The organism is Pseudarthrobacter sp. RHLT1-30-1 (assembly GCF_059383415.1).
In genome coordinates, this window is record NZ_JBWZCG010000027.1 from 1 (window position 1) to 24,237 (window position 24,237).

General features: G+C 68.1%; 21 protein-coding genes and 1 pseudogene. 5 read left to right on the forward strand and 17 right to left on the reverse strand.

Annotated features, from left to right (window positions below; translation table 11 throughout):
• Positions 1–130 precede the first annotated feature (130 nt).
• Complete coding sequence (locus tag AC50YM_RS16790) at positions 131–1,198, forward strand: ABC transporter ATP-binding protein (RefSeq protein ID WP_494958086.1); 1,068 nt, start codon at positions 131–133, stop codon at positions 1,196–1,198.
• Between the two features lie 38 nt (positions 1,199–1,236).
• Positions 1,237–3,009 carry an ABC transporter permease gene (locus AC50YM_RS16795; RefSeq protein ID WP_494958133.1) on the forward strand — a complete coding sequence of 591 codons (1,773 nt, stop codon included), beginning with the start codon at positions 1,237–1,239 and terminating at the stop codon, positions 3,007–3,009.
• Between the two features lie 81 nt (positions 3,010–3,090).
• Here AC50YM_RS16795 and AC50YM_RS16800 read toward each other — a convergent pair whose 3' ends face one another.
• The 7 genes from AC50YM_RS16800 to AC50YM_RS16830 form a co-directional block, all read right to left on the reverse strand.
• The gene (locus AC50YM_RS16800; protein ID WP_494958087.1) at positions 3,091–3,483 is read right to left on the reverse strand and encodes a nuclear transport factor 2 family protein; all 393 of its coding nucleotides are present in this window, start codon (positions 3,481–3,483) and stop codon (positions 3,091–3,093) included.
• Positions 3,484–3,648: 165 nt separating this feature from the next.
• Entirely contained in the window at positions 3,649–4,839 is a 1,191-nt protein-coding gene (locus AC50YM_RS16805) for a 4-hydroxybenzoate 3-monooxygenase (protein WP_494958088.1), read from the reverse strand.
• A 93-nt stretch (positions 4,840–4,932) separates the two neighbouring features.
• Complete coding sequence (locus AC50YM_RS16810) at positions 4,933–5,712, reverse strand: IclR family transcriptional regulator (RefSeq protein ID WP_494958089.1); 780 nt, start codon at positions 5,710–5,712, stop codon at positions 4,933–4,935.
• Between the two features lie 89 nt (positions 5,713–5,801).
• Complete coding sequence (locus AC50YM_RS16815) at positions 5,802–6,965, reverse strand: ABC transporter permease (RefSeq protein WP_494958090.1); 1,164 nt, start codon at positions 6,963–6,965, stop codon at positions 5,802–5,804.
• Positions 6,962–8,116 carry an ABC transporter permease gene (locus AC50YM_RS16820; protein ID WP_494958091.1) on the reverse strand — a complete coding sequence of 385 codons (1,155 nt, stop codon included), beginning with the start codon at positions 8,114–8,116 and terminating at the stop codon, positions 6,962–6,964. Before AC50YM_RS16820 ends, AC50YM_RS16815 begins: the two co-directional genes overlap by 4 nt.
• A 19-nt stretch (positions 8,117–8,135) precedes the next feature.
• A complete protein-coding gene (locus tag AC50YM_RS16825) occupies positions 8,136–9,095 on the reverse strand; it encodes an ABC transporter ATP-binding protein (protein WP_494958092.1) in 960 nt (319 codons plus the stop codon).
• A gap of 96 nt (positions 9,096–9,191) precedes the next feature.
• A complete protein-coding gene (locus AC50YM_RS16830; protein WP_494958093.1) occupies positions 9,192–10,280 on the reverse strand; it encodes an FUSC family protein in 1,089 nt (362 codons plus the stop codon).
• Positions 10,281–10,487: 207 nt separating this feature from the next.
• On the opposite strand from AC50YM_RS16830, the gene mscL reads away from it, so the two are divergent.
• Positions 10,488–10,955, forward strand: coding sequence for a large conductance mechanosensitive channel protein MscL (mscL, locus tag AC50YM_RS16835; protein ID WP_494958094.1), 468 nt, complete (start codon positions 10,488–10,490; stop codon positions 10,953–10,955).
• 106 nt (positions 10,956–11,061) lie between these two features.
• Positions 11,062–11,949, forward strand: coding sequence for an ACT domain-containing protein (locus AC50YM_RS16840; RefSeq protein ID WP_494958095.1), 888 nt, complete (start codon positions 11,062–11,064; stop codon positions 11,947–11,949).
• Between the two features lie 20 nt (positions 11,950–11,969).
• Here AC50YM_RS16840 and AC50YM_RS16845 read toward each other — a convergent pair whose 3' ends face one another.
• From AC50YM_RS16845 to AC50YM_RS16890, 10 genes and pseudogenes are all read right to left on the reverse strand, one after another.
• Positions 11,970–14,612, reverse strand: a complete 2,643-nt coding sequence (locus AC50YM_RS16845) for a WecB/TagA/CpsF family glycosyltransferase (RefSeq protein ID WP_494958096.1) — start codon at positions 14,610–14,612, stop codon at positions 11,970–11,972.
• Positions 14,613–14,621: 9 nt separating this feature from the next.
• Positions 14,622–15,218, reverse strand: a complete 597-nt coding sequence (locus AC50YM_RS16850) for an acyltransferase (protein ID WP_494958134.1) — start codon at positions 15,216–15,218, stop codon at positions 14,622–14,624.
• Positions 15,219–15,296: 78 nt separating this feature from the next.
• Positions 15,297–15,686, reverse strand: a pseudogene (locus AC50YM_RS16855) (VanZ family protein); the annotation flags it as partial.
• A gap of 40 nt (positions 15,687–15,726) precedes the next feature.
• Complete coding sequence (locus AC50YM_RS16860; protein ID WP_494958097.1) at positions 15,727–16,860, reverse strand: DegT/DnrJ/EryC1/StrS family aminotransferase; 1,134 nt, start codon at positions 16,858–16,860, stop codon at positions 15,727–15,729.
• Complete coding sequence (locus tag AC50YM_RS16865; protein ID WP_494958098.1) at positions 16,857–17,516, reverse strand: acetyltransferase; 660 nt, start codon at positions 17,514–17,516, stop codon at positions 16,857–16,859. The genes AC50YM_RS16860 and AC50YM_RS16865 overlap by 4 nt, the downstream gene beginning before the upstream one ends.
• Positions 17,509–18,639, reverse strand: a complete 1,131-nt coding sequence (locus AC50YM_RS16870) for a DegT/DnrJ/EryC1/StrS family aminotransferase (RefSeq protein WP_494958135.1) — start codon at positions 18,637–18,639, stop codon at positions 17,509–17,511. The genes AC50YM_RS16865 and AC50YM_RS16870 overlap by 8 nt, the downstream gene beginning before the upstream one ends.
• A 38-nt stretch (positions 18,640–18,677) precedes the next feature.
• Positions 18,678–19,673: an NAD-dependent epimerase/dehydratase family protein gene (locus tag AC50YM_RS16875; RefSeq protein ID WP_494958099.1), complete on the reverse strand. Its 996-nt coding sequence runs from the start codon at positions 19,671–19,673 to the stop codon at positions 18,678–18,680.
• On the reverse strand, positions 19,670–20,782 hold the full coding sequence (locus tag AC50YM_RS16880) for a Gfo/Idh/MocA family protein (protein WP_494958100.1): 1,113 nt from the start codon (positions 20,780–20,782) through the stop codon (positions 19,670–19,672). The genes AC50YM_RS16875 and AC50YM_RS16880 overlap by 4 nt, the downstream gene beginning before the upstream one ends.
• A gap of 17 nt (positions 20,783–20,799) precedes the next feature.
• Positions 20,800–22,341, reverse strand: coding sequence for a sugar transferase (locus AC50YM_RS16885; RefSeq protein ID WP_494958136.1), 1,542 nt, complete (start codon positions 22,339–22,341; stop codon positions 20,800–20,802).
• 484 nt (positions 22,342–22,825) lie between these two features.
• Positions 22,826–23,764, reverse strand: coding sequence for a diacylglycerol/lipid kinase family protein (locus AC50YM_RS16890; protein ID WP_494958101.1), 939 nt, complete (start codon positions 23,762–23,764; stop codon positions 22,826–22,828).
• A 228-nt stretch (positions 23,765–23,992) separates the two neighbouring features.
• On the opposite strand from AC50YM_RS16890, the gene AC50YM_RS16895 reads away from it, so the two are divergent.
• Complete coding sequence (locus tag AC50YM_RS16895) at positions 23,993–24,232, forward strand: hypothetical protein (RefSeq protein WP_494958102.1); 240 nt, start codon at positions 23,993–23,995, stop codon at positions 24,230–24,232.
• Positions 24,233–24,237: the final 5 nt, after the last annotated feature.

Consider the following 24,237-nt stretch of genomic DNA (forward strand, 5'->3'; position numbering starts at 1 on the left):
AAGAACCAAACGAAACCCCCGACTCGGGGTGTTCCCCCCCCCTTCTCCCCCCCCGGCCCCCCCCCCCCCGGGGCCCACTGCTGTACGTCGCACCAAAGCGCCCAGAGCCGCCGGAAAAGAACAGGTTCCCATGATCCGTTTCGAGAACATCGAGGTCACCTTCGGTGACTTCACCGCCATCCCAGAGCTGAATCTCCAGGTGAAACAGGGTGAGTTCTTTACGCTCCTGGGACCGTCCGGTTGCGGCAAGACGACGGCGCTGCGCACCCTGGCCGGGTTCATTGAACCATCAGCCGGTGAAGTGTACGTCGACGGCAAGCCGGTCACCCGGCTCCCGAGCGACAAACGCCAGGTCGGCATGGTGTTCCAGAACTATGCCCTGTTCCCCAGCATGAGCGTGTGGGAAAACATCGCTTTCGGTCTCAGGGTCCGCAAGGAAAAGTCGGCCGAGAGCGACCGGCTCGTGCGCGAAATCGCCCGGCGTGTGGAGCTGTCCGACGACCAGCTCCGGAAGAATGTCACAGAGCTCTCCGGCGGGCAGCAGCAGCGCGTCGCCGTCGCCCGTGCCCTCGTTCTGCAGCCCAAGATCCTGCTCCTGGACGAGCCGCTCTCCAACCTTGACGCCAAGCTCCGGCACCAGCTGCGGCAGCAGCTCAAGGACCTGCAGAGCGAATTCGGCATCACCACCGTCTACGTCACCCACGACCAGGACGAGGCCCTGGCGATGAGCGACCGGGTGGCCGTCTTCAATAAGGGTGTGGTGGAGCAGGTGGGCACACCCCAGGATATCTACGAGGACTCCGCCACCGAATTCGTCTGCAATTTCATCGGCGACAGCTCGCGCCTCACCGGCGACTTCGTTGCCGAACTGAACCGGAAGTCGAGCTATGCCCTCGACCCCACGGCCAATTCCTACCTGCGGGTGGAAAAGGCCTCGCTGGAACCTGCCGGCGGGGACGGCTCCGCCGTTCCGATGCAGGGGACAGTTGTCTCGAAGAGTTACCACGGGCTGCACAGCCGGTACGTCGTGAGCTGCCACGGGTCCGAGGTCCGGCTCCTGGTCAAGGAGGACGGCGGGGTGCATCCCGACACCGGCAGCCAGGCAACGGTGTACATCCAGCCGCGGCACGTCCTGCAGTACCACCCGGAAACAGGCCAGTCACTGGGCGCCCGGCTGCCGGAAGCGGCCCGGCCGTGAGCAGCGGCGGCGCCCGGAACGGTGCCAGCACCCGGAGCATGCTGCGCTCCCCCGCCGTCCTGATCGCCGGCGTCGTGCTGACCTGGTTCATCGCGGCCTTCCTCGTCTGGCCGAATGCGAACGTGCTGATCCAGACCTTCTTGCCGAACGGAAGCTTCTCGGGACGCGCCGCCGAGAAGCTCTTCTCCTCCCAGCGGGCGATGAAGTCACTCGGCAACAGCTTCCTGCTGGCGGTCGCCCTGTCCATCACCGTCAATGCGGTGGGAATCTTCATTGTGCTGGTCACCCAGTACTTTCGGATTCGCGGCTCACGGATCCTGTTCCTCGGTTACGCCTCGACCTTTATCTACGGCGGAATTGTGCTGGCGGCCGGCTACAAGTTCATCTACGGGGACAAGGGCATTGTCACCGGTTTCCTGCTGTCGCTGTTTCCCGGCATGGACCCCGGGTGGTTCTCCGGGTTCTTCGCCGTTCTTGCCGTGATGACTTTTGCCACCACCACGAACCACATGCTCTTCGTCGCCAACGCCCTCAAAGGGGTGGATTACCAGACCATCGAGGCGGCCCGGAACATGGGCGCGTCCACCTGGACGATCCTGCGGCGGATTGTCCTGCCGATGCTCAAGCCCACACTCTTTGCCGTGACCGTACTCTCGTTCCTGACCGGCCTCGGTGCCCTCAGCGCCCCGCAGGTGCTGGGCGGACGGGACTTCCAGACCATCACCCCGATGATTCTCACCTTTTCCAACAGCCCGACGTCGCGGGACCTCGCCGCGCTGCTCGCCGTCATCCTCGGCGTGGCCACCATCCTGATGCTGGCCGTCATGACACGGCTGGAAAAGGGCGGCACCTACTTCTCGGTCTCCAAGGTCTCCTCCGGGCTGCAGAAACAGCAGATCCGCAACCCCGCCGCCAACGCCGCCGTCCATGTCATCGCGTATCTGCTGTTCGCCGTCTATACCCTGCCGGTCGTGCTGATCGTGGTGTACTCGTTTGCCGACGGCGCCGCCATCCAGACCGGACAGCTGTCGCCCGGCAGCCTGACCCTGGACAACTACGTCCGGGTGCTCACCCAGCCGTCGGGCCTCCGGCCCTTCGTGATCAGCATCGTTTACAGCGCCCTGGCTTCGCTGATCGCCGTCGGAGGGTTGCTCTTTGTGGCCCGGATGCTGCAGAAATACCGCAATTGGCTCACCACGGCGTTCGAATACCTGCTCCACATCCCCTGGATCCTGCCGTCGGCACTGCTGGCCCTGGGCCTGATCCTGAGCTACGACCACCCCAACCCGCTGGTGGGCGGCGCGGTCCTGACCGGAACCACGGTCATCCTGCTGATCGCCTTCGTGACCGTGAAGATCCCGTTCACCCTGCGGATGCTGAAGGCTTCGTTCGCGTCGGTCAACTCCTCGCTCGAGGAGGCCGCCAACATCATGGGTGCCAAGACGCTGTACATCTTCCGCCGGATCCTGCTGCCGATCGTGCTGCCGGCCGCGGCGGCAATCACGGCGCTGAACTTTAACAGCATGCTGGACGACTATGACACGGCGATCTTCCTGGCGCACCCGCTGTTCCAGCCGCTTGGCCTGGTCATCAAGGCCAATACCGACGGGGCCGAGGGCGTCGACGGGGTGTCCAACACCTTCGTCTACACAGTGTTGCTGATGGTCATCACCGGAGTGACGATGTATCTGGTCTACGGCAGGACGGGCCGGAAGCAGGCAAGGACTGCAAAGGCCGGGACCGACGAGAAACATAGCCCGACGGCGGTCCTGGCGGAGGCAGCGCGCAAGGATCCCGCGCTTTTGCCCTGACCCGATCCTGCGGACCGTTGAAGGACGGTCACGTCACCAAATGCCTGGCCTGGTCCGTGGCTGCATTTTCCGGGCTGCCGGTTAGACCCAGAAATCGTCCCACGTGGCGGTGTCTTCGGAGTACTCCCGGCCTTCGGTGATCTTTCCGTCCCGGACCACAAAGGTGATGACGGTGGCCACGTCCAACGTTTTGCCATTGTTTGTCGCCCGGGTTTGCTGGATCGCGACCGTGTGGCTTTCCCCGCCGACGATGTCCTTGACCTTGGCTTGGAAGTTGCCCTGGGTGCGCGCTCCCAGTTCGCCAAAGTAGGCCAGGACGGCGTCGCGACCCTGCTTCGTACCGGACAGCACGCCGCTCCCGGCAACGTGCCAGACGGCGTCCTCCGCGAACATCTCGCTGAGGCTCGACATATCCCCGGCGTTGAAGGCCTCAAACCCCCGCCGGACCAGGTCAGCATTCTCTACGGTTCCCATGATCGGACACCTCTCCGTCGTCCTTGTCAGGTCGTGCTGGAACGTTTAAAGGCTAGTCCTGGCCGTGACGCCTGTCGATGGAATAAGGCACGACGGCCCGAGCGCGGGGGCGCGGGGGCGAGCGCGTGGGCGGGGCGCGGGGGCGAGCGCGGGTGCGGGTGCGGCCTAGTGTGATCCCGGCCAGCCGGTATAGGCCTCGGCCAGGTAGGCCCGGCCGTGACGGGAGGACACCACGGAATTGAGCTCGCCGAGCTGGCGGGCCCGGGCGAAGTCATCGCCGTTGGCCGGGGTGTGCAGCATGGAGGTCATCCAGTAGGAGAACTGCTGGGCCTTCCAGACCCGGTCCAGGGCGCGGTCGCTGTAGGCATCCAGGAGCACGGTGTTCCCGGTCTTGTAGAAGCTGTCGAAACCTTCGAACAGCACCTTGACGTCGTGCAGCGCCAGGTTCAGGCCCTTGGCCCCGGTCGGCGGGACGGTGTGGGCGGCGTCGCCGGCGAGGAACAGCTTGCCGTGCCGCATCGGGGCGTGCACGAAGCTGCGGAACTTCAGGACCGTCTTGTCGATGACCGGGCCCTCTTTGAGTTCAAAGCCGTTGCCGTTGACCCGGCTGCGGAAGGCGTCCCAGATCCGGTCTTCGCTCCAGTTGTTGACGTCTTCGTCCGGGTCGCACTGGAAGTACATCCGCTGCACAGTTTCGGTCCGCTGGCTGATCAGGGCGAAACCATTCTCGGAGTTGGCGTAAATCAGTTCCTCGGAGCTGCGCGGCGCCTCGGCCAGGATCCCGAACCAGGCGAACGGGTATTCGTGGAAATACCACTTGCGCTGGGCCTCGGGGATCTGGAAGCGGCTGTGGCTGCGGGAGCCGTCGGCGCCGGCGATGAAGTCCGCCTGCAGCTCCCATTCCACGCCCTCGGCATCGGTAAACCAGACCTTCGGTTTGCCCTCAAGGTCATGGATGGTGGTGTCGGTGACGTTGTAGCGGACGTCGCCGCCGTCGGCCTGGCGGCGTGCTGCGAGGTCGAGGAAGACGTCGGTCTGGGGGTAGAGCCAGACCGACTCGCCGACGAGGTCCTGGAAGTCGATCCGGTGGCTCTCGCCGTTGAAGCGCAGTTCGATTCCGTCGTGCCGGTCGCCGTCGCGCAGGACGCGGTCCGAGACGCCGCTGTCCACGAGCAGGTTCACGGACCCGTGCTCGAGGATGCCCGCGCGGACGGTTTCCGAGATCTCCTGGTGGCTGCGGATCTCGATCACGGTGGATTCGATGCCCTGCTTGGCCAGCAGGTGGGAGAGCATCAGCCCTGCCGGGCCGGCGCCCATGATCGCGACCTGGGTGGTGATGACGTGGCGCTGTGCCATGCTGTCCTCGCTTCGTTGCGGGGCCCGGACTGCTGGTGTCCGGGGCCGGATGGTTTCTCTGGCTACAGTGTGCGCCGGGATTCGTGACAGGCGTTACAGGGATTCCGCTGAATGGAATTGCGGGGCGGCTCGGGGGTCCTGGAGCTGCCGCCCGATGCCGCGGGCGGCTGTCTGCAGGGCCGGCACCAGCGCCTGAAGCCGCACTTCCCGCAGCGGAACGACGACGCCGAGCGCCGCCACGGTGCGGCTCCTCGCGTCCCGCACCGGAACGGCAATCCCCCACGTGTCGGGGTCCACGACGCCGGCCAGCTGCGCAAACCCATGGCCGGCGGTCTCCTGCAGCAGGGTTCGGAGGGCGTCGGGCTGCACCTTGCCGTCGGGGTCCTTGAACTGGAGGAGGTACTCGGCCTGGACCGCGGGTGCCTGGTTGGCCATCAGCGCCAGCCCGGCAGAGGAGACGTGCACCGGCATCCGGCCCGCGATCTGGGCCCGGTTCGCCACGGAACCGCGGCGGGACAGCCGCTCGACGAAAAGCGCCTCCCAGCCCTCAAGTACGGCCAGGTTCACATTCTGGTTCAGCACCTGCTGGATGTCCTCCATAAACGGCATCGCCGCCTGGCGCAGGGCTAGGGTGGGGGAATTCCGGTTGACCAGCTCCCAGAGGCGCAGCCCCAGCCGGACGGACCCGCCGCCGCCGAGCTCGAGGAGCCCGTGTCCGGCCAGCTGCCGGACCAGCCGGTGGGCGGTGCTCAGCGGCAGTCCGGCCCGGGCCGCGAGCTCGGAGAGCGGCAGCGCGGTGACACCCGCGGGGAACGCCGTGATCACCCGCACCACGCGGTCCACCACCGAGTCCCCGGTGCCTGAGTTGGCCATAACAGTCACTTCCGTTGAATGGATCCTGCGTCCACTTTACGCTGCCGGTCCGGCGCCGGTACGGGCTGCGCGGCGCCGGTCCGGCTTCGTCAGAGGGCCCGGCCCAGGCTTCGCCGCAGAAGCCCGGCACCGACCAGGAGCAACACCGCAGCCATGCCGGCGAGCACACCAAGCTGGGGCAGGATGTCACCAAGGGTGCCCTCCTGCCGCTGGATGGTGGCGAACGCCTCGTAGGCCCACCGGTGCGGAGTTGCGAAGGAGATTACGCCCAGCGCGTCCGGGAAGATTTCCGGCGGCACCATACAGCCGCCCAGGCCAGCCAGCACGAGCCCGCCGCCCACCCCCACGCCGGAGGCGGCAGTGTCGTTGTCCACCACCGAACCGACAATCATCGCGGCGGCCGCTGCGACGGCGCAGAAGATCACCAGCACCAGGCCGGAAAGCCACGGGTTGCCCCAGTCGACGCCGAACAGCAGCGCAGTACCGAGCATTATGACGCCGCCCTGGACGAAGGCGATGGCGAACCGTCCGAGCGCCTGGCCGGCAACGATCTGGCCGCTGGAAACCGGTGTGGACATGACCCGTCCGACCACACCGAAGCGACGTGACTGGATCAGCGTGGCCGCGCCGGCGAGCGAGCTGAGGAACACAAAGAGCAGGACCTGCTGGGAAGCGCCGAGGTCGAACTGGCCCAGTCCCCGGAACTCCTGGACGGCCGCGTCGATGTCCACGATCTCCACGGCCGGCACCGCCACCTGCGCGGCGGCCTGGTCAAGGGCCTGGCGTGCCTGCCCCTCGGGAATTCCGGCGCCGGTCAGGGCAGCAAGCGGGGTCCGCTCCAGGCCCACGGCCTGCACCGCGGTGCGGACCTGCTGGATCACGGCCTGGGCGGAGGACTGCGAGGCCATCACGACGTCGAGCTCCGCCGGCTGGCCGGCGTCGAAGGCCTTCGCGGCGGCCTCGTCCAGGAACAGCCCGACGTCGGTGCGTCCGCGGCTGAGGTCCGCCCGCGTGGCGTCAGCGCTGCTGGCAACGACGTGGGCGCCGGCTGATGTGAGTTCCGCGCTCAGGGCCTCGGAAAGTGCGCTGCTGGGACCGGCGATGGCCACCCGCGCCTGGCTGCTGCCGGCACCGAACTGGGAACCGAGCAGCAGGATCAGCAGGAACGGGAAGATGAAGACGAAGAAGATGTTCGACCTGTCACGCAGGAAGCGCCGCAGTTCAACGGCGGCGATCGCGATGATGGCGCTCATACCTGGGCCCCCCGGTTCGGGAGCAGGCGTGAGAGGAGCAGCCCGGCCGCGGCGAAAGCCAGCATCACTGCAACCGGCGCCATGACGTCGCCGAGGCCTCCGCCGCCGGCGGAGATCCCGAGTCCCCGGATGAACGCCCCGATCGGGTTGAGGTCCAGCAGCGTGGCGGCGACGCCGGTGCCCTGGACCGGGAAGAAGGCGCCGCCCGCGATCCCCAGCACCATCGCCAGGATGGACTGCGCCACGTTGGCCTGTTCCGCTGTCCGGACCAGCCGCGCGACCACGAATGTCAGGCTGGTGGCGGCTGTCACCACGGCCAGGATCAGCACGGCCACCACGGGTGGCGAGCCGAAGGACACATCGAACAGCCGTGAGCCTGCGGTGAGCAGGACGGTGGTAGCGACCACCCCCAGAATGAAGCCGGTGCAGGCTTTGGCCGTTATCACCGTGCCGCCGCTGACCGGCATCGACCGCAGCCTGGCCAGGGTGCCCTGTTCCCTCTCCGCGAGCAGCCCCAGCACCCCGAACCCGACGGTGAACATCAGGAACAGCCCGGCCTGGCCCGCCACGAGTGTGCCGCGGAGCGAGAGCTGCTCGGCCGCAGCCTGCCCTTCGGCCAGCGTGAGCAGGGGCGGCCCGGCCGAGGCCTGCCGGGCCAGTGCCGCGAGGTCCTGGGGCGGAAGCCCGGACATGCTGCCGGCGGCAGCGGTCACCGTTCCGGCGGCGAACTGGTCCACGATCCCCCGGACCACGGTGATCAGCACGTTGGTTTCCAGGCTGGCGCCGTTGCCCTCGACGAGTTGGACGGAGACGGCCCGTCCGGACAGCACGGCGTCGCTGAAGCCCGCGGGGATGATGATGCCGAGCTCGGCCCCGCTGGCCCGGGTCTCGTTCCGGACGTCGGCGGATGGAACCCGCCTGACGGTGACGTCCAGAATCTCCAGTGAATCGACGGTGCCGAGCAGCGCCGCCGCCAACTGGTCGGCGTCGTCCGCGCTGGCGACGACGGTGGCGGGCCGCAGTTCAACGGTGTCCTCGCCGACGCCGCCGAACACCAGGCTCAACACTCCCATGAGCGCGAGCGGGACGACGAGGGAGAAGATGAAGACGGACTTGTCCCGGATGCGCTGGCGCAGGTCGTTCCCGACCATGGTCCATAATCCCCGCATTTCAGTCCCTCAGCGCTTTGCCGGTCAGGTGCAGGAAGACGGACTCAAGGTCCGGCCGGACGATCTCGACGGAGGTCACCGACATCCCGGCGTCACCGGCGCCGGTCACGATCCGTGCGAGCGCAGTGGGTCCGTCGTTGACCGTAAGCATCAGCCCGGTCCCGTCCTTGTCGACGCGCTGCACCGCCGGCAGCAGGCGAAGGGCTTCCGCGGCCCGGGACATGTTGCCGCCGCCGCGGAGGTTGATCCGGTCCACACCACCGGTCAGCGTGATCAGCTGGTCCCGGGTGCCCTCGGCCTGGATCCGGCCCTCGTCAATGACAGCGATCCGGTCGCAGAGCCGCTCGGCTTCCTCCATGTAATGGGTGGTGTAGAGCACCGCCATGCCTTCGACGGAGAGCTTTTCCACGGACTCCAGGATGGAGTTGCGGGACTGCGGGTCCACTCCGACGGTCGGTTCGTCCAGGATCAGCAGGTTGGGCCGGTGGAGCAGGCCGATGCCGATGTTCAGCCGGCGCTTCATGCCGCCGGAGTACTTCTTGGTCAGGTCACCGGCACGGTCGCTCAGTCCGATCAGCTCCAGCACCTCGTTGGTGCGCTCGGTGAGCCCCTTGCCGGTGAGTCCCTGCAGCCGTCCGAAAAACTTCAGGTTTTCCCGGGCAGTCAGGTCCGGGTAGATGGCCAGCTCCTGCGGGACCAGGCCGATGACCCGCTTGGCCTCCGTCTCGGACGGGGTCATGTCCCGGCCCGCCACGCGGATGGTTCCCTCGCTGGCCGGAATCAGGCCCGCGACCATGGAGATGATGGTGGTCTTGCCGGCGCCGTTGGGGCCCAGCAGCCCGAACGTTTCGCCGGCGCGGATATGGAATGAAACATCGTCGACGGCGGTCAGCTCGCCGTATCGTTTGACGAGTCCGCTGACGTGCAGCACGTCCTTAGTTAAGACCTCAACAACTTCCACCAGCACTCCCCCAAGTCTCTGCGCACACGGCTGTGCCCAGAGTAGCCTTTCGTGCGGGCATCCGGCGGGACAGGGTCCTTAGACCCCTCCGGCCGGTCAGCGGGGGTGCGCCGGGCCTTTTGCCAGTGCCGGCTGGCTGCCGCGCAGCCGCCGCCAGACCGTCGGGGCGAGCACGACGGCGACGCCAACGGCGGCTCCAATGACGGTCTCAAAAATCCGGTCGCGCAGCAGCGCGCCCGGCGAGGACGGCACCACCAGCAACGTCGAAATCAGCGCCAGCGGGGTGACGAAGATCTGGGCCAGGACGTACTGGCGGGCGATGAACAGCTCCGCGCCGAACTGGCAGGCGGCGATCACCAGCACGGTCTGCCAGGGGGCCGGCTGCAGCAGCAGGATCCCCGCCAGCAGCACCAGTCCGATCGCCGTGCCGAGGATTCTTTGCACCCCGCGGCTGATCCGGTGCCGGGTGGAGTGCCCCACGAGCGGCACAACGGCGGCCACCATGGCCCAGTAGTTGTGGCCGAAGCCCAGCCATTCACCCAACAGCGTCGCCAGGGTTCCGGCCAGGCCGGCCGCCACAAGGTGGTTGCTGCCGTCAAGCAGAGCCGCGCGCTTTTCAGCCTGGCCGGGCGGGATGCGGGCCGGGACGACCCACGGCGTCCGGCGGCTCCGGAGCACCCGGGAGGACATGCCCACCAGCAGGGAGAAGCCGACGGTCAGGACCGCCACGAGCATGCCCTGCCAGAGCGGCGGCTGGGCAGGGATCGAGGCGATCGCGGCGAAGGCAAAGATGTGGAACAGGGAGCCTGCGGGGCGGAGCCGCCACCAGGCCACGATCAGCGAACAGCCGCCTGCCACCAGCGTCGTGGCGAAGACCTGGAGCCAGATGGTATGCGCGGCCGGAAGCGCGAGGGCCGTCCCGGCGCGGGCCGTCAGGGCCGCGGCCAGGAGGACCAGCAGCATCAGCGACCCGGCGCGCAGTTGCAGGAGGAAGCGCGTGGCGTGGGGTTGATTGCGGCCGTAGATTCCGGTGAAGGCACCAAAGGACGCGAAGATGGCCAGGTCGAGGCGGTCCAGCAGCACCAGCATGATCAGCGGGACAAAGACACCAACGGCACAGCGGATGGCGACCTGGTGGTCCTTGTTGGCAGGAGCCAAGGTGAACAGCTCGGCGAGCATCTTCACGTGCGGGCGGTGCCTTTCTTGCGGTCGGATGATAACGACGGCGGCGCTGGCATCCAGCAGAATTCTACGCCGGCGGACACGGGGCCCGTCATTCAAATCCATTCAGTGGAAAACTGCCCGGGGCTGTGGAGGTGATAGCGTCTAGCGGTTGATTCCCTTGCCGGGACACGGCACCCAGACTTATTTCAAGGCACACCGGAGGACCCCATGCTCAAAGGATTCAAGGACTTTATCCTGCGCGGCAACGTGATCGAACTGTCCATCGCCGTCGTGGTCGGCACCGCTTTCACCGCCTTGGTCGGCGCGTTCACCTCGAACATCGTGAACCCCATCATTGCGGCGGCCGGCGGCGTCGAAACCGACGGCCTGGGGTTCCACATCTGGCCGGGGAACGACAAGACCTTCCTCAACTTCGGGGCGGTCATCACCGCGTTCGTCACCTTCCTGATCACCGCCGCCGTCGTGTACTTCATCTTCGTGGCCCCGATGAACCGGATCAACCAGTTGGTCAAGAAGCGCCTGGCCACCGCAGAGCCGGAAGAGAAGCCGCTCCCCACCGACACTGCCCTGCTGGCCGAGATCCGTGACCTGTTGGCCCAGCTCGCCGGCCCGGACCACAACCATGGCCCCGCCGCGACCCCCAACCAGCAACGCGGGGTCACTCTCGGCCGGTAATCCCCTCCGGGATGGGCGGTAAGTGACCCCGCGTTGCAGTGTGGGCCGCGCGAAATCGTCACCGGCCGGCAATGGGCCGGTAACAGCCGCCGGACATCATGGGATGATGACGTCCTCAGCCCCTGGCAGGAAAACCGAAGCAACCCGCGCCGCAGCCTCCGAGCTAAGCTGCGAAGTCTGCGGCCAGATGCCCGAACCGACCAAGGCCCGGCTGACCCTCGCCAACATCGCCGTGATGCTGCCCATCGAGCTCGTGGTCCACGCGGCAGTCGTCGGGACCCACCTGCCCTATGCGGCCAAGGTCCTCGTCCTCACCCTGACCGCCACCGTCCTGGTGATCTGGGTGGCGGAACCTTCCGCCGCGCGGATGCTGCGGCGCTGGCTGCACGCCCCCGCCCTGCGGCACCGCAGCCCCCCCTCCCCCCCGCCGGCGCTGTGGCGGGCCCGCACGGTACTGCAGGACCGCCCCGGTTCGCTGCAGAAACTCACACAGTCGCTGGCCGGACTGGACAGTAACATCCTGAGCATCCATGTCCACCCGGTCGACGGCGGTGTGCTGGACGAGTTTGTGCTGTCCGCGCCCGGCGCACTGCGCGAGGCGGAGCTGTTGAAGGCCCTGCGCGACGGCGGCGGCTGCGATCCGCATGTCTGGCCCACCACCGCGCTGGCCATGGCGGACGGGCAGACCGGGGCGCTGAGCCTCGCGGCGAGGATCGCGGCCAACCCCGAGGAGTTGCCTCTCGCGGTGGCGGAACTTCTGCACGCCCGGATCGAGACCCGAACGGAGCCGGGCACTCCGGCTTCGGCGGCGGCCGCCCGCCCCGGCCCGCCGCCGGCGACGGACGGAACCGTGATGAGGATACCGACCGCGTGGCACGGTCCCCTCACCTTTTACCGCCCCGGCGAACCCTTCACCCCGGCGGAATCAGCGCGGGCGCACCGGCTGGCCGAGCTCGCCGAGATCCTCGCGCACCGGCCGGTCGCGGGCCGGTGACGGTTCAGGTTCCGCCGGGTTCAGCGCCGGGACCCCGGGCGTTCAGTCTGGTTTCCGCCGGAAGCCGGCCCGCGGCTGCTGGCATCGCGTTCCCAGCCCCCCGGATGTGCGGTCCCCCGGCGGCCTGCCAGGGCAAATCCCAGGTAGACCGAGGCGTGGACCGCCGAGAGCGGACCACGGATTGAGCGGACGACCTCCGAGAGCGTCTGGCCCGCCGTTCCGATCCGGCCGGTCTGCTCGGCGTTGCCGCGGTAGACGCGATGCAGCACGGCCAGCTGGTCCTTGGGTGTCCTGGGCGGGCAGATCACCACCGGGTCCACATCCAGGACGGCTTTCTCCGCGGGCCCGAAGAGACGGTCCACGAACAGATCATCCGCGGTCAGGTCGGGGAACTGCTGGAACCGCTGCCGCCCCTCGTGGGACAGGCCGTAGACGCCCCCTCCCCACAGCCCGCTGCGGGCCGCCGGGAGCTGCAGCCGGGTGCGGTAGTACGAGTGGATCAGCGGGTGCGCGTCGTGAAGGTCAAAACGCACGGCCGGGCGTGCGGCGAGGACCCGGCCCGACAGCAGTGCGTTGAGGACATCGCGCACCGTGTCCGGACTGATCTGCACGTCGGCGTCAAGATACAGCCGGGGCCAGTGGGAGGCGACGGCGTCACCGGCGTTGAGCGCGGCCGTCTTGGAGGGCTGCTTCAACTCCAGCACTGTCACGCCCTCGAACCCGCGCGCAATTGCGGCGGTGTCGTCGCTGCAACCATTGCAGGCCACGATCACCTCAAGGTGTCCTGCCGCAGCCAGCGGGGCCAGCGGAGTAAGGGTCCGCGCGATCACGGCGGCTTCGTTGTGTGCCGGAATGATCACCGAACCGTGCGGGAAACTTCCGGCGTCCGGGTTCTGCCCGGTGTCCCGGCCCGGGCCAGGCAGCGCTGACCAGCGTCCCTCGTCCAGCACCGTCCGCAGCACGCCCCGGTGTTCCGGCTTCCAGCAGCGCAGGAGTTCGGAAAGCACGACGGCGCCGTGAAACACCGCTGAATAGGCTGCGGAATGGTATTTGCGGATGTAGCGGACCCGGTTGACGGCCAGCAGCGCGTTTAATTGTGCTGACGCGCCGGAGGCCCCTCCCGTGTGGCGCATGACCGCAGCAGGTTCGTACCAGACCGTTTCCCCCATGGTCCTCAGACGCCGGAAAAAATCAGTCTCTTCGCTGTAGAGGAAGTAGGACTCATCCCATTCCAGCGCGTCCGCCAGGGGACGCCGGACCATCAGCGCAGCGCCGGTTGCCCACTCCACGGTGTGCGGGTGGGCGTAGCTTTCCGGGGAGAAGTCCGTGCCCGCAAGCCAGCCTGGCCGGTCGGGCGCCCGCCGGCCCAGCAGCGCATCGCCCACCGCGGTGGCGATGGTCGGCTCCCGGTAGAGGGAGTGGCTGGTTTCGCCCCGCTCGTTGACGAGGCGGGGAACCACGGCCCCGGCCCGCGACGACAGCAGCCGATGCAGCATTGTCTTGAAGCTGCCCGGTTCCACCGTGAGGTCAGGGTTGAGCACCACCACGGTCGCGGCATCGCCTGCCCTGCGCAGGGCGGCGTTGATGCCGCCGGAATAGCCCAGATTGCCGCCGGTGCCGAACGCCTGGACGTCCGGGTGGCGGCGGCGCACCAAATCCAGGGTGCCGTCGCTGGAGGCGTTGTCGGCCACCAGCACCCGCAGCGTTTGATCGGCAGTCTCCACCCGCAGGCTCTCCAGGAGCGCTCCGACGCATTCCGCGCTGTTGTAGGTCACAATGACGACGGCGGCGTCCGCTGACCCTTCGGGCCCGGTGAAGCGGCCCGGCGTGCGTGGGGCTGCGGCCGCCTGCGGCCGGGGTTCGACCCGGGCGGGCGGGACTGCGCAGGATGCGGTCCGCAATTTCAGGTAAGCCGGTGGGCCGTCCACGAGGTAGCGGCCGGCCAGCCGCTTGGGCTCCAGGGCCAGCCGGTACCCCCATTCCAGACCGTGCTCGCAAAACCAGTCGGGTGCCCGCTGGACCCGGCCTGCCAGGAAGTCCACGGCCGCGCCGAAGGCCAGCAGGACAGCCGCCCCCGTGGCCGCCGCGTACCGGTCGATCCAGAGTTCCTGGCGCGGCTTGCCGAGTCCCACGTAGAGGATCTGGGTGCCGGAAGCGGCAATCTCGCCGGCAATCCGTTCGGAGTCACTGACGGACGCGAGCTCCTCCCGGCTCGGGGACCACATGCCGGCGAGTTGCAGATCAGGATGCTCATCTGCGATCTTCCGGGCCAACAGCCGCTGGTTGGCTTCGGAGCCGCCGAGGAATCCCACTTTCAGCCCGAGTTGCTCCGCCCGCGCCAGCAGCGGGGAGGCCAGGTCGCTGCCCGCCAGCCGGGGCCACCGGTGGCCGGTGATCCGCTGGGACTGGGCCACCAGGGGCGCACCGTCAAGAAGGTAAAGCCAGTCGACGGTACTGGCGGGATCGGCATGCAGAGTGCCCGCCCATCGGCCGCCGGTGCCGAAGTGGTGCAAATGGTCCAGATTAACCGAAGCGACTCCCAACGGCGGGAGGACAGCACCGTTGGTCACCCTGGCGAGTATCCTCTCCAGGGCCGGTTCGGGTTCCATCAGGTCTACTGGTGTACCGCCCAGGATTACTTTGCTTCTATCCAGCTTTTCCACGCCGCCTCCTCAGTCCAGCAGTGCCGCAGGGGCCAATTGCCCGTTGGTTTCGACGTATCTCCGGCCGGTGGCCGGGCAGAGCCACGTGCCGCCGTCCTCCTTGAGCGGGTGTCCGGCCTCACCCACCCAGCCGGCCTGCCGGGCCGGGACTCCAACAACCACCGCGTAGTCCGGCACGTCCCTGGTCACCACGGCCCCGGCGGCCACTGTGGCCCATTGCCCGATGGACACGGGGGCGACGCAAACGGCCCGGGCGCCGATGGAGGCGCCCTTGCCGACAGTCACGCCCACGGCCTCCCAGTCCTCGGCGCCCTTGAGTGTTCCGTCCGGGGTGATGGCCCGGGGGTGCAGGTCATTGGTGAGCACGGCCGCGGGCCCGACGAAGACGCCGTCGGCCAGGCGCGCCGGTTCATAGACGAGGGCGTAGTTTTGCAGTTTGCAGTTGTTCCCCAGCACGACGGCGGGGCCAACGTATGCGCCACGTCCGATATTGCAGTTGCTGCCCACGCTGGCATCCTCGCGGATCTGTGCGAGGTGCCAGATCCTGGTTCCGTCCCCGATGACGGCGGTGTCCGCCACGTCTGCTGTATCGGCGATGGTTTTCATGACGCTCCTTGGGGAAACGGGTTCCGTGCCGGGGTGCGGCGTGGTGCCCCGCGCCGGGTGTGTTCGGATTATCCGGATGGCCGCGGCACCCAGCGCGGCTCCGAGGGTGTTGTTCATGATGTCCCCCAGACTCGCCGTGCGCTGGCTCAGCGCGACGTATTGTACGGTTTCGATTGCGGCTGAGATCAGCGCACCAGCGACCGCCGCCAGCCACCACCGGCGGGTCGGCAGGAGCAGTGCGACGATCAGCCCAAGAGGGACAAAGAGCAGGACGTTGGCCGCGCCCTCGACGTGCATGTACGTGATGCCTGCTGTCAGCGGATAATTCCGCACGGCCTCAATGACATCTCTGAGCAGGCCCGTCAGCGGGCGGTCCACCGGCGTCGGCCAGGCGCCGATGAACGCGAGGCCAACCAGGTACAGCGCCAGGGCGATAAGCAGGATCCCGCGGCGTGCCGTCGCGTTCATCGCCTGACGTCCCTTCGCACCGGGCCCGGGTTCTGGTGTTTCACGGCTGTCCGACGGCTGCCCGCAGATGGTCCGCGACAGACTGCTGCTGGGCCCCGCTGATGTGCGGGAAGATCGGCAGCGACAGGATCGCGCGGGCGGCCTGCTCCGCCACCGGGAAGGATCCAGGACCCAGGCCCAGATGCCGGTAGGCGGGGCTGAGGTGCACCGGAACGGGGTAGTGGATGCCGGCGCCGATCCCGGCCCGGTTCAAGGCGGCAAGCACACGGTCCCGATCCGCGACCCTGATGACGTAGAGATGCCAGACGTCGGTGTTGCCCGGGGCAGTGCCGGGGAGCTGGACGCCTGGCAGGTCCTCCAGCAATTCCTGGTAGCGGGCCGCGGCGCTCCGGCGCCGTGCGTTCCATCCGGCCAGCCGGCGCAGCTTGGCGTTGAGCACTACCGCCTGGATGGTGTCGAGGCGTGAGTTCATGCCCACCGCGTCGTGCTGGTATTTCCGCTCGCTGCCGTGGGCGCCAAGCATCCGCACCCTGGCCGCGAGGTCGTCGTCAGCTGTCAGCACGGCTCCGGCATCGCCGGCGGCGCCGAGGTTCTTGCCGGGATAGAAGCTGGTGCCGGCCACCTGTCCGAGCGTGCCGGCGCACCGGCCATGGCGGGTCGCACCCTGGGACTGGGCTGCGTCCTCGACAATCACCGCGCCGCAGGACGCCGCAATCGGGACGAGGTGCTCAACAAAGGCCGTTTGCCCGAACAGGTGGACCGGGATGATGGCCCGGGTCCGCGGCGTCACAGCGGCCGCCACCGCTTCGGGATCGATCAGCAGGTACTCCGGATCGACGTCGACCAGCACCGGCATGGCGCCGATCCGGCTCACCGCCTCGGCGGTCGCGATAAACGTGTTGGCGGGGAGGATGACTTCCGCTCCGGCCGTGACCCCGGACGCGCGCAGCGCCAGTTCCAGCGCGTCGGTCCCGTTGGCCACCCCGACGCAATGTCCGGCGCCGAGGAACCGGGCATACGCCTGCTCAAATTCGGCCACGGCGGGACCGCCGATAAAGGAGGTCTGCGCAAAGACTTCCTTCAGCCCGACCTCGACTTCGTCGGCGATCTCGTCCTGCTGGGCGGCCAAATCAACGAAGGGAACCGAAGTACCGGCAGTCCTGGGCCCGGTCATCGCGCACCGCCCGCGGAGGCCGCTGCGGGTTCCAGTACCCGTGCCGGGACGCCGGCCCAGGTTTCGCCGTCGGGAACGTTAACCAGAACGGCGGCTCCCATGCCCACCCTCGAACCACTGCCCACCCTGATTCCTTCGCGCACGCTGGAGTTCATGCCCAGGTACGCCGTGCGCCCGATCCGGACACCGCCGCCCAGCGACACGCCGGCGGCCAGCGTGGCGAAGTCCTCCACGACGTCGTCGTGGGTCAACGTCACACCGGGCATCACCACGACATGGCTGCCGACAGTGACACCGGCGGTCAGGGTGACATTGCCCAGCAGGATGCTCCCGGGACCGATATCGCAGCAGTACGGCACCCGCACTGACGGATCGATTACCGTCGCGAAACGGTAACCCGGGAAGCCCAGCCCGGCGAGCCTGGCGACCACCTTCTCGCGCCCCTTTCCGGCACCGATGCAGATGACTACACGGGCTTCCGGGTAGCGGAGGACGTGGCTTGCGGGGCCCACGATCGGAGCGCCGTCCACGGTGGATCCGACCTTGGATTCGTCGTCGTCAAGGACTCCGACGACGTCGAACTGGCCGTTTTCGCGGACGCAGGCAAGCACCTCACGGGCCAGGCCGCTGGCGCCAATCAGCAGGAGCTCAGTCATCAGATTTGCCTGCGGCCTTCAAGATCGACTGGATGACCCGGGACTGTTCGTCCAGGGTCAGCTGGTGGTACACCGGCAGAATCACGGTGTGGTCCGTGAGCCGCTCCGTCACGGAGAGGTCGGCCCCGCCGGTGTCACGCCCGGCGTAGGCGGGTTGCCGGTGTGCGGCCATGATGCCGCGCCGGGCCGAGATGCCGTCCTGCGCCAGCCGCTCCAGGAGTTCCTCACGCCCGAGCGGGAAGTCCGGCCGGACTTCGAACCAGAAGGACTGGAAATTGCTGGTGCCATAGAGCGGGTCCTGGCTGAAGCGCAGCCCCTCGACCCCCGCGAGCGCCCTCCGGTAGCCGTCGGCGATGGCCCGGCGCCGGGAGACGGCCTCATCCAGCCGGCCCAGCTGCACAAGCCCGACGGCGGCCTGCAGGTCGGTCATCCGGTAGTTGAACCCGATTTCGCCGTATTCCTCAGGCGGTGCCAGGACGGTGGCGTGCCGGTCGTTCGCGGAGACGCTCATGGCGTGCTCACGGAGCCTCCGGGCCCGCGCCGCCCATGCCTCGTTGTTTGTGGTCAGCATCCCGCCCTCACCGGTGGTGAGGATTTTGCGGGGATGGAAGGACCAGGCGGCGAGCTCGGCGGCCGCCCCGACCGGCCGGCCCCGGTAGGTGGAGCCCGCCCCGCACGCGGCGTCCTCGATGACGGTGATGCCCAGACCGTCACAGAGGTCGCGGATGGGAACCAGATCGACCGGCATGCCGCCCTGGTCGACCACGATCACGGCGCGGGTGTTGGACGTCATGGCGGCGGCGAGCGTCCGGACTGACACGTTCCCGGTGTCCTCTTCGACGTCGGCGAAGACCGGACGGGCGCCAACGTAGGTGACCGCGTTGGCGGTGGCGATGAAGGAGAAGGAGGGCACCACGACGTCGTCACGCGGTCCGATGCCGGCCACCTTCAGGGCCAGATGCAGGGCAGTCGTGCAGTTGGAGAGGGCGACGGCATGGCTGGCCTGCTGCGCGGCGGCGAAGGCTTCCTCGAAACGCGCCACGCGGGGTCCCTGGGCCACCCAGCCGGAGGCGATCACTTCTGCCACGGCCTCGGCTTCCTCGGCCCCGAGCCACGGCTTCATCACGTTGATCCGGCTCAGGGCCTGGTCCTGGCCTACCGTCACCGCGCACCCCCGACCCTGGCGTCGGAAATTTCAGTGCGCAGCGGCCGCCACCAGTCGACCAGTTCTCGCAGGCCATCCTCGAGCCCGGTTTCGGCGCTGAATCCCAGGTCCCGCGTGGCCGCGGCGGTGTCCGCCTGGCGCCGGACCACCCCGTTGACGGCCCGCTCCGGGCCGTGCTCCACGTGAAGTTCGGAATCCATGGCCCGCAGCAGCGCCTCGGCGAGTTCCAGCAGGCTGGTCTCCGCACCGCTGGCGACGTTGTATACGCCTTCGTCCGCCTCGCTGCCCGCGGCCAGGATATTGGCCCGGGCCACGTCCCGGGTGTGGATGAAATCCATGGTCTGCTGGCCGTCGCCGAAAATCAGCGGCGGCAGCCCGTCCTCGATCCGTTCCATCCAGCGCACCAGCACTTCGGTGTAGAGGCCATGGACGTCCATCCGAGGCCCGTACACGTTGAAGTAGCGGAGCAGCACGTAGTCCAGGCCGGACATCGCGCGGAAACTGCGGGTCATGGCTTCGTTGAAGGACTTGGCCGCACCGTAGAACGTGTCGTTGTTGTAGTGGTGGTGGCGTTCGGTGGTGGGAAACGTCTCCGCCATGCCATAGACCGAGGCGCTGGAAGCCGCCACGAGTTTGCCGACCCGTTGGGCCGACGCGGCCTCGAGCACGTTGAACGTCCCGTCGACCAGCACCTCCAGGGCCAGCCGGGGTTCCTCGGCGCACTGGGTGATCCGGATGGCCGCCTGGTGGAAGACGATGTCCTTGCCCCGGCTCAGGTCGTGGACCAGGTCCCGGTCGCGGAGGTCCCCTTCGACAAGCTGGACGCGCCCGGTGGCGATGGCGGGGGCCAGGTTGGCGCGCCGGCCCCGGACCAGGTTGTCCAGCACGTCGATCCTGCCGGCACCGGCGTCGAGCAGGTGGTCCACGACGGTGGAACCGATGGTCCCGGCTCCGCCCGTCACCAGGACCTGCGCTCCTTGCAGGATGCTCATCTTCTTGCCTCCAGTTGCGGTTCGTTTCCGACGACGATGCTGGCTTTGCCGTCAGCGCTGAGGCTGTCACTGACGGCCTCCAGCACGGAGAGTACCCGGAGACCGGCGGCGCCGCTGGTCCGGGCCGGGCGCTGCTGCCAGATACTGTTGGCGAACTCGGCCACCATCTGCCCGAGCGCCTCGTATTCAGGCAGGGCGGGCGACCAGGTGTCGCCCAGCCGGTAGGAGATGGCGGAGGTCCTGCGGTCCGCTGCCGACCGGGCGTCCCCGTCAAGGCTGACGCCGCGGTCATAGACGCTGAGCCGCTGCTGGGGATTCAGGTCATCCCAGACCAGCGTCCGCCGGGAGCCGCCCACCACGAGCTGGCGGATCTTGGTCGGGCTCAGCCAGTTGACGTGGACGTGGACCATGCCGTCATTGGGGAGCGCGAAGGTCAGGTGCCCGACGCACGCCTGGCCCGTCCCCAGCGGATCGGCCCCGTGCGCTGTCACATCCATCGGCCGCAACCCATCGGGCAGCACGAAGTCGAGAATGGCCAGGTCGTGTGGTGCGAGGTCCCAGAAGACGTCCACGTCCGGTTGCACCAGCCCCAGGTTGATCCGGACCGAGTCGATGAACAGAATCTCGCCGAGCGACCCGTCGGCGATCAGCTCTTTAATTTTCAGTACAGCCGGGGTATAGCAGTAGGTGTGGTCCGCCATCAGGACCAGACCGCGTCCCTCCGCTTCATCCACCATTTCCAGTCCCTTGACCCGGCTGTCGGCCAGCGGTTTCTCAACGAGCACATGCTTTCCCGCCTGCAGCGCCGTCAGCGCGATGCCGTGGTGCGTATGGGCCGGCGTCGCGATCGCAACGGCGTCGACGTCGGCCGTGTCCAGCAGTTCGTCAACGGACCTGAAGACCGGAACCCGGCCCTGGGCGGCGGCGAGCTTGGCGGCCCTTGCCTGGTCCAGGTCAACGATTCCGGCCAGTTCCCAGTGCGGGCTTGCGGTGAAGTTCCGGGCGAGGTTCGGCCCCCAGTACCCCGCGCCGATGACGGCTACCCGCAGGGGCGCGACGGAGGCTCCCCGGTCCAGGCCGCGGGAATGTCCCGAACGTGTTTCGTTCATTGTGTTTCCTCACTAAGTCAGTACGCGCCGACGGGCACGCACATCGCTTTGACGGTGCGCCACATGATGATGACGTCGCCCATGATTGACCAGTTTTCGACGTAATAAAGATCCAGGCGCACGGCCTCGTCCCAGGGCAAATCCGAACGCCCGTTGATTTGCCACAGCCCGGTAATCCCTGGTTTGATCAGCAGCCGGCGGTGCGTGTGCCGCTCGTAGCCGCCGACCTCGCGCTGCAGCGGCGGGCGGGGCCCGACCAGGCTCATTTCCCCGGACAGGACGTTCCAGATCTGCGGCAGTTCGTCCAGTGAGTACTTCCGCATCCAGCGTCCGCAGCGGGTCACCCGGGGGTCATCGCGCATCTTGAACAGCACGCCGGCCCCGTCATTCTGGGCCCCGAGCCCGGCCAGCGCGGTTTCGGCATCCGTCACCATGGACCGGAACTTGACCATCCGGAACGGCTTTCCGGCCTTGCCGGCCCGCTCCTGCCGGAACAGGACGGGTCCCGGGCTGTCGAGTTTGACGATGATCGCCAGGGCGAGCAGAAGCGGCGCCAGCAGCACGAGAGCGACAGCGGCTACCGTGATGTCCATCAGCCGCTTGAATGCATGTCTGGCGCCGGAGTACCGCGGCACATCCACGTGCATCAGCGGCAGCCCTTCCACCGGACGCCAGTGGATCCGGGGCCCGGCAACATTGGTCAGGGAGGAGGCCAGGACCAGCTCCGCCCGGTGCTCCTCGAGCCCCCAGCCCAATTCGCGGATGTACTGGTTGCCGCCGGGTACGGGGCCCGCCACGATGACTGCCTCGGCGCCGTAAAGGCCCACCGTCCGCACGACGTCATCCGTGGAGGAGAGGACGGGCACCCGGCGGCCGTCGACGTCGAACCACGTCCCCCGCCGCCCGCCCGGCAGCGCAACCCCCAGGATGTCGTAGACGGCGCCGGACTTCTTGGCGATCCGCTTGAGCACGTAGCGCACATCCTCGGGCTGGCCAATGACAACCGCCCTGACGAGGTACTGGCCCTGCGCGTTGTACCAGCGGCGGGCAATCCAGCGGCTGCCGGGCAGCAGGATGAGGCCCAGCGGGAGGGACACGAGGTAGAACGCGGAGGCCGGCTGGACCCGGAAGACGACCAGGCCGACGGCGAGCAAGCCAAAGACAGCGCTGCTGGCAGCGGCCACACGCTTGTATTCACTGGTCCCGACGCCCAGGATTTTGGGGTCCCGGGTGCGGTAGAGGCCCAGGGCTGCGATCCACAGCACGCCGAGGACTATTGCGATGGCGGCGCCGTTGAGGTCGGCGGCGGTGCCCGGGAAGGCTTGGCCGCCCTCGCTGTGGCTGAGGAATCCGGCGAGGATGGAGACGGCGACCAGAAGCGTATCAGTGCCGCGCAGGAGGCGGCGCAGGAACAGCCCCCATTTACGGCCGGAGAGCCTGGCCGGTGCCGGCGGCGCCGCGATGCCCGCAGCCGTGGGCGGTGCCGCGAGCCGGGCCGCGGACGCTCCGGCGGTCCGTTCGGCGGGACGTCCGGGGTAGGGCCGCCGCTGAGGCGCCAGGACCGCGGGGTGGCCGTGGCTGGTTGGGGCTGTGCCGAGGATGTTGGTGGTGTGGGTTGCGTAGGCGAGGTCGGCCAGCGTGCTCCCGGGGCGCCCGGCACTGTGGCCGGTGCTGGGGAGGGTCAGTTTGCGTGGCCTGCCCTCGACCTGGGGTGTCACGGGCGCCCGCAAGAGTCGGCGGGCCGCTCGGCAGCCGGGGCTGCATCCGGATTAAAAGACGCTGTCCGGTCATTCGGCCGGACAAGCGGGGCGACAAGGAACCAGCGGGCCATTGCGACTCCCTCCAAAAGGCAATTGGCTGCATCGTTTGATGCCTGAGCCAATCCAAGTTGGTGGGAGAACCCCGGTCACGCGTGGTCGCTACCTGCCTTTGCGCCCGGCCCCGGAGGGCAGGATCCGGGTAGTACTCACTACCCGGACCCGCCCCCCAATGCTGGCGCCCGTAATCAGTCGGCAAGTATCCCGGCCGGCCGGCGGGGGTGGTTTAGACCGCCATCCGAATCTTCAGGGCGTCCCGCTCGACGGTGACGGCCAGATGCGTTCCGGTGCCGAGGTGGTCGCCGTCAAGCTGGAACTCCTGTTCATGTTCCAGGGTGATCTCGGCGGATTTGCCCTGGAAATACTCCACGGATTCAGTCTCCTGCTTGTTCCGGCCGAAGATCCCGGCGACGACGCCCAACCAGCCGAGCCGCCCCCGCGGGGCCAGGATCAACAGATCCAGGGCTCCGTCGTCGATTTTGGCGTCCGGGAAGATTTCGACTCCGCCCATGATCCGTCCGCAATTGCCGATCATGACGCTGCGGATCCGGCGGCGGACCGGTTCCCCGCCGTCGACACTGATCTGCGCCCGGACCGGTTTACCGGGGAGCTTGCGGATGCCGGCCTCGACGTACGCGAGCCAGCCCATCCGGTCCTTCAGCACGTCAACGGTGTCGGCCATGATGGCGGCGTCGTAGCCGAGACCGGCCATGACCAGGAAGACCTGATCATTGTCCGCGTGGTCAAGCCGGGCCTTGACGACGTCGATCGCCTGGTCGCTTCCGTTGAGCACGTCGTAGCAGGCGGAGACCGGGTCAGTGATGTCCACCCCGAGGTTGCGGGCCAGCAGGTTGCCGGTTCCCAGCGGGACCAGTCCCATTGGCGTTCCGGTGCCGGCGAGCGCCTCCCCGACGCAGCGCACGGTTCCGTCGCCGCCGGCCGCGATCACGACGTCGACCCCCGCCTCCAGCGCCTGGCGTGCCTGCCCGGTTCCCGGGTCTTCAACGGTGGTTTCCAGCCAGAGCGGCTCGGCCCAGCCCTGCGTCTCGCAGAGCCTGACGATGGCGCCCTGAAGCGCCGGACCACCGGATTTGGCGGGGTTGATGATGACGGCTGCGCGTCTGGCCGGTGTTGGGCTGTCCGGCGCGGGATCGTTCTCTGGCATGGCGTCCTTCAATGGCGGGATGGCGGAGGGTCTCCGAAGTGAAATCCTAGCGGGGATCCGCGCGTAACTTCGGGAGCAACGGGTGCGAACCGTGGACGTCCACGCGCCGCGGTCACTAGACTGGCCATGCTCAAGTACTGGAGCCTGCCGGCGGCACCAATCTGCCGGCGGGCCGCCTGTCCGGAAAAGCCTGACAGGATGCGCTCCAGGGGCGGGAAGCGGGAGCATATGTCCGAACCACAGGAGAACTACTCGGCCGAGGCCGAGGCGTCCAGCAGGGACCCCCACGACTGGGGCCGGGCCATGGCGCTGGCCGTCACACGGCTGGCCGAGCAGATCGCTCCGGCGGACAGTGAGGACATCCATGCCGCGCTGGTGGGCAAGGACCTGCACCTCAATATCCGTGACGACTCCGCTGGGGTCACCATAACGGTCTCCACCGCGCCGGCGTCGGGCCCCGCCAGCTGACGGCC

What these genes read in the sequence shown, in the direction of transcription:
- AC50YM_RS16875 (WP_494958099.1), bottom strand. Translation starts at nt 19,673, where the DNA reads ATGAGCATCCTGCAAGGAGCGCAGGTCCTGGTGACGGGCGGAGCCGGG.
- AC50YM_RS16815 (WP_494958090.1), bottom strand. Translation starts at nt 6,965, where the DNA reads ATGAGCGCCATCATCGCGATCGCCGCCGTTGAACTGCGGCGCTTCCTG.
- AC50YM_RS16840 (WP_494958095.1), top strand. Translation starts at nt 11,062, where the DNA reads ATGACGTCCTCAGCCCCTGGCAGGAAAACCGAAGCAACCCGCGCCGCA.
- AC50YM_RS16810 (WP_494958089.1), bottom strand. Translation starts at nt 5,712, where the DNA reads ATGGCCAACTCAGGCACCGGGGACTCGGTGGTGGACCGCGTGGTGCGG.
- AC50YM_RS16870 (WP_494958135.1), bottom strand. Translation starts at nt 18,639, where the DNA reads ATGAAGCCGTGGCTCGGGGCCGAGGAAGCCGAGGCCGTGGCAGAAGTG.
- AC50YM_RS16860 (WP_494958097.1), bottom strand. Translation starts at nt 16,860, where the DNA reads ATGACCGGGCCCAGGACTGCCGGTACTTCGGTTCCCTTCGTTGATTTG.
- AC50YM_RS16850 (WP_494958134.1), bottom strand. Translation starts at nt 15,218, where the DNA reads ATGAAAACCATCGCCGATACAGCAGACGTGGCGGACACCGCCGTCATC.
- AC50YM_RS16865 (WP_494958098.1), bottom strand. Translation starts at nt 17,516, where the DNA reads ATGACTGAGCTCCTGCTGATTGGCGCCAGCGGCCTGGCCCGTGAGGTG.
- AC50YM_RS16820 (WP_494958091.1), bottom strand. Translation starts at nt 8,116, where the DNA reads ATGGTCGGGAACGACCTGCGCCAGCGCATCCGGGACAAGTCCGTCTTC.
- mscL (WP_494958094.1), top strand. Translation starts at nt 10,488, where the DNA reads ATGCTCAAAGGATTCAAGGACTTTATCCTGCGCGGCAACGTGATCGAA.
- AC50YM_RS16800 (WP_494958087.1), bottom strand. Translation starts at nt 3,483, where the DNA reads ATGGGAACCGTAGAGAATGCTGACCTGGTCCGGCGGGGGTTTGAGGCC.
- AC50YM_RS16890 (WP_494958101.1), bottom strand. Translation starts at nt 23,764, where the DNA reads ATGCCAGAGAACGATCCCGCGCCGGACAGCCCAACACCGGCCAGACGC.
- AC50YM_RS16795 (WP_494958133.1), top strand. Translation starts at nt 1,237, where the DNA reads ATGCTGCGCTCCCCCGCCGTCCTGATCGCCGGCGTCGTGCTGACCTGG.
- AC50YM_RS16805 (WP_494958088.1), bottom strand. Translation starts at nt 4,839, where the DNA reads ATGGCACAGCGCCACGTCATCACCACCCAGGTCGCGATCATGGGCGCC.
- AC50YM_RS16880 (WP_494958100.1), bottom strand. Translation starts at nt 20,782, where the DNA reads ATGAACGAAACACGTTCGGGACATTCCCGCGGCCTGGACCGGGGAGCC.
- AC50YM_RS16895 (WP_494958102.1), top strand. Translation starts at nt 23,993, where the DNA reads ATGTCCGAACCACAGGAGAACTACTCGGCCGAGGCCGAGGCGTCCAGC.
- AC50YM_RS16790 (WP_494958086.1), top strand. Translation starts at nt 131, where the DNA reads ATGATCCGTTTCGAGAACATCGAGGTCACCTTCGGTGACTTCACCGCC.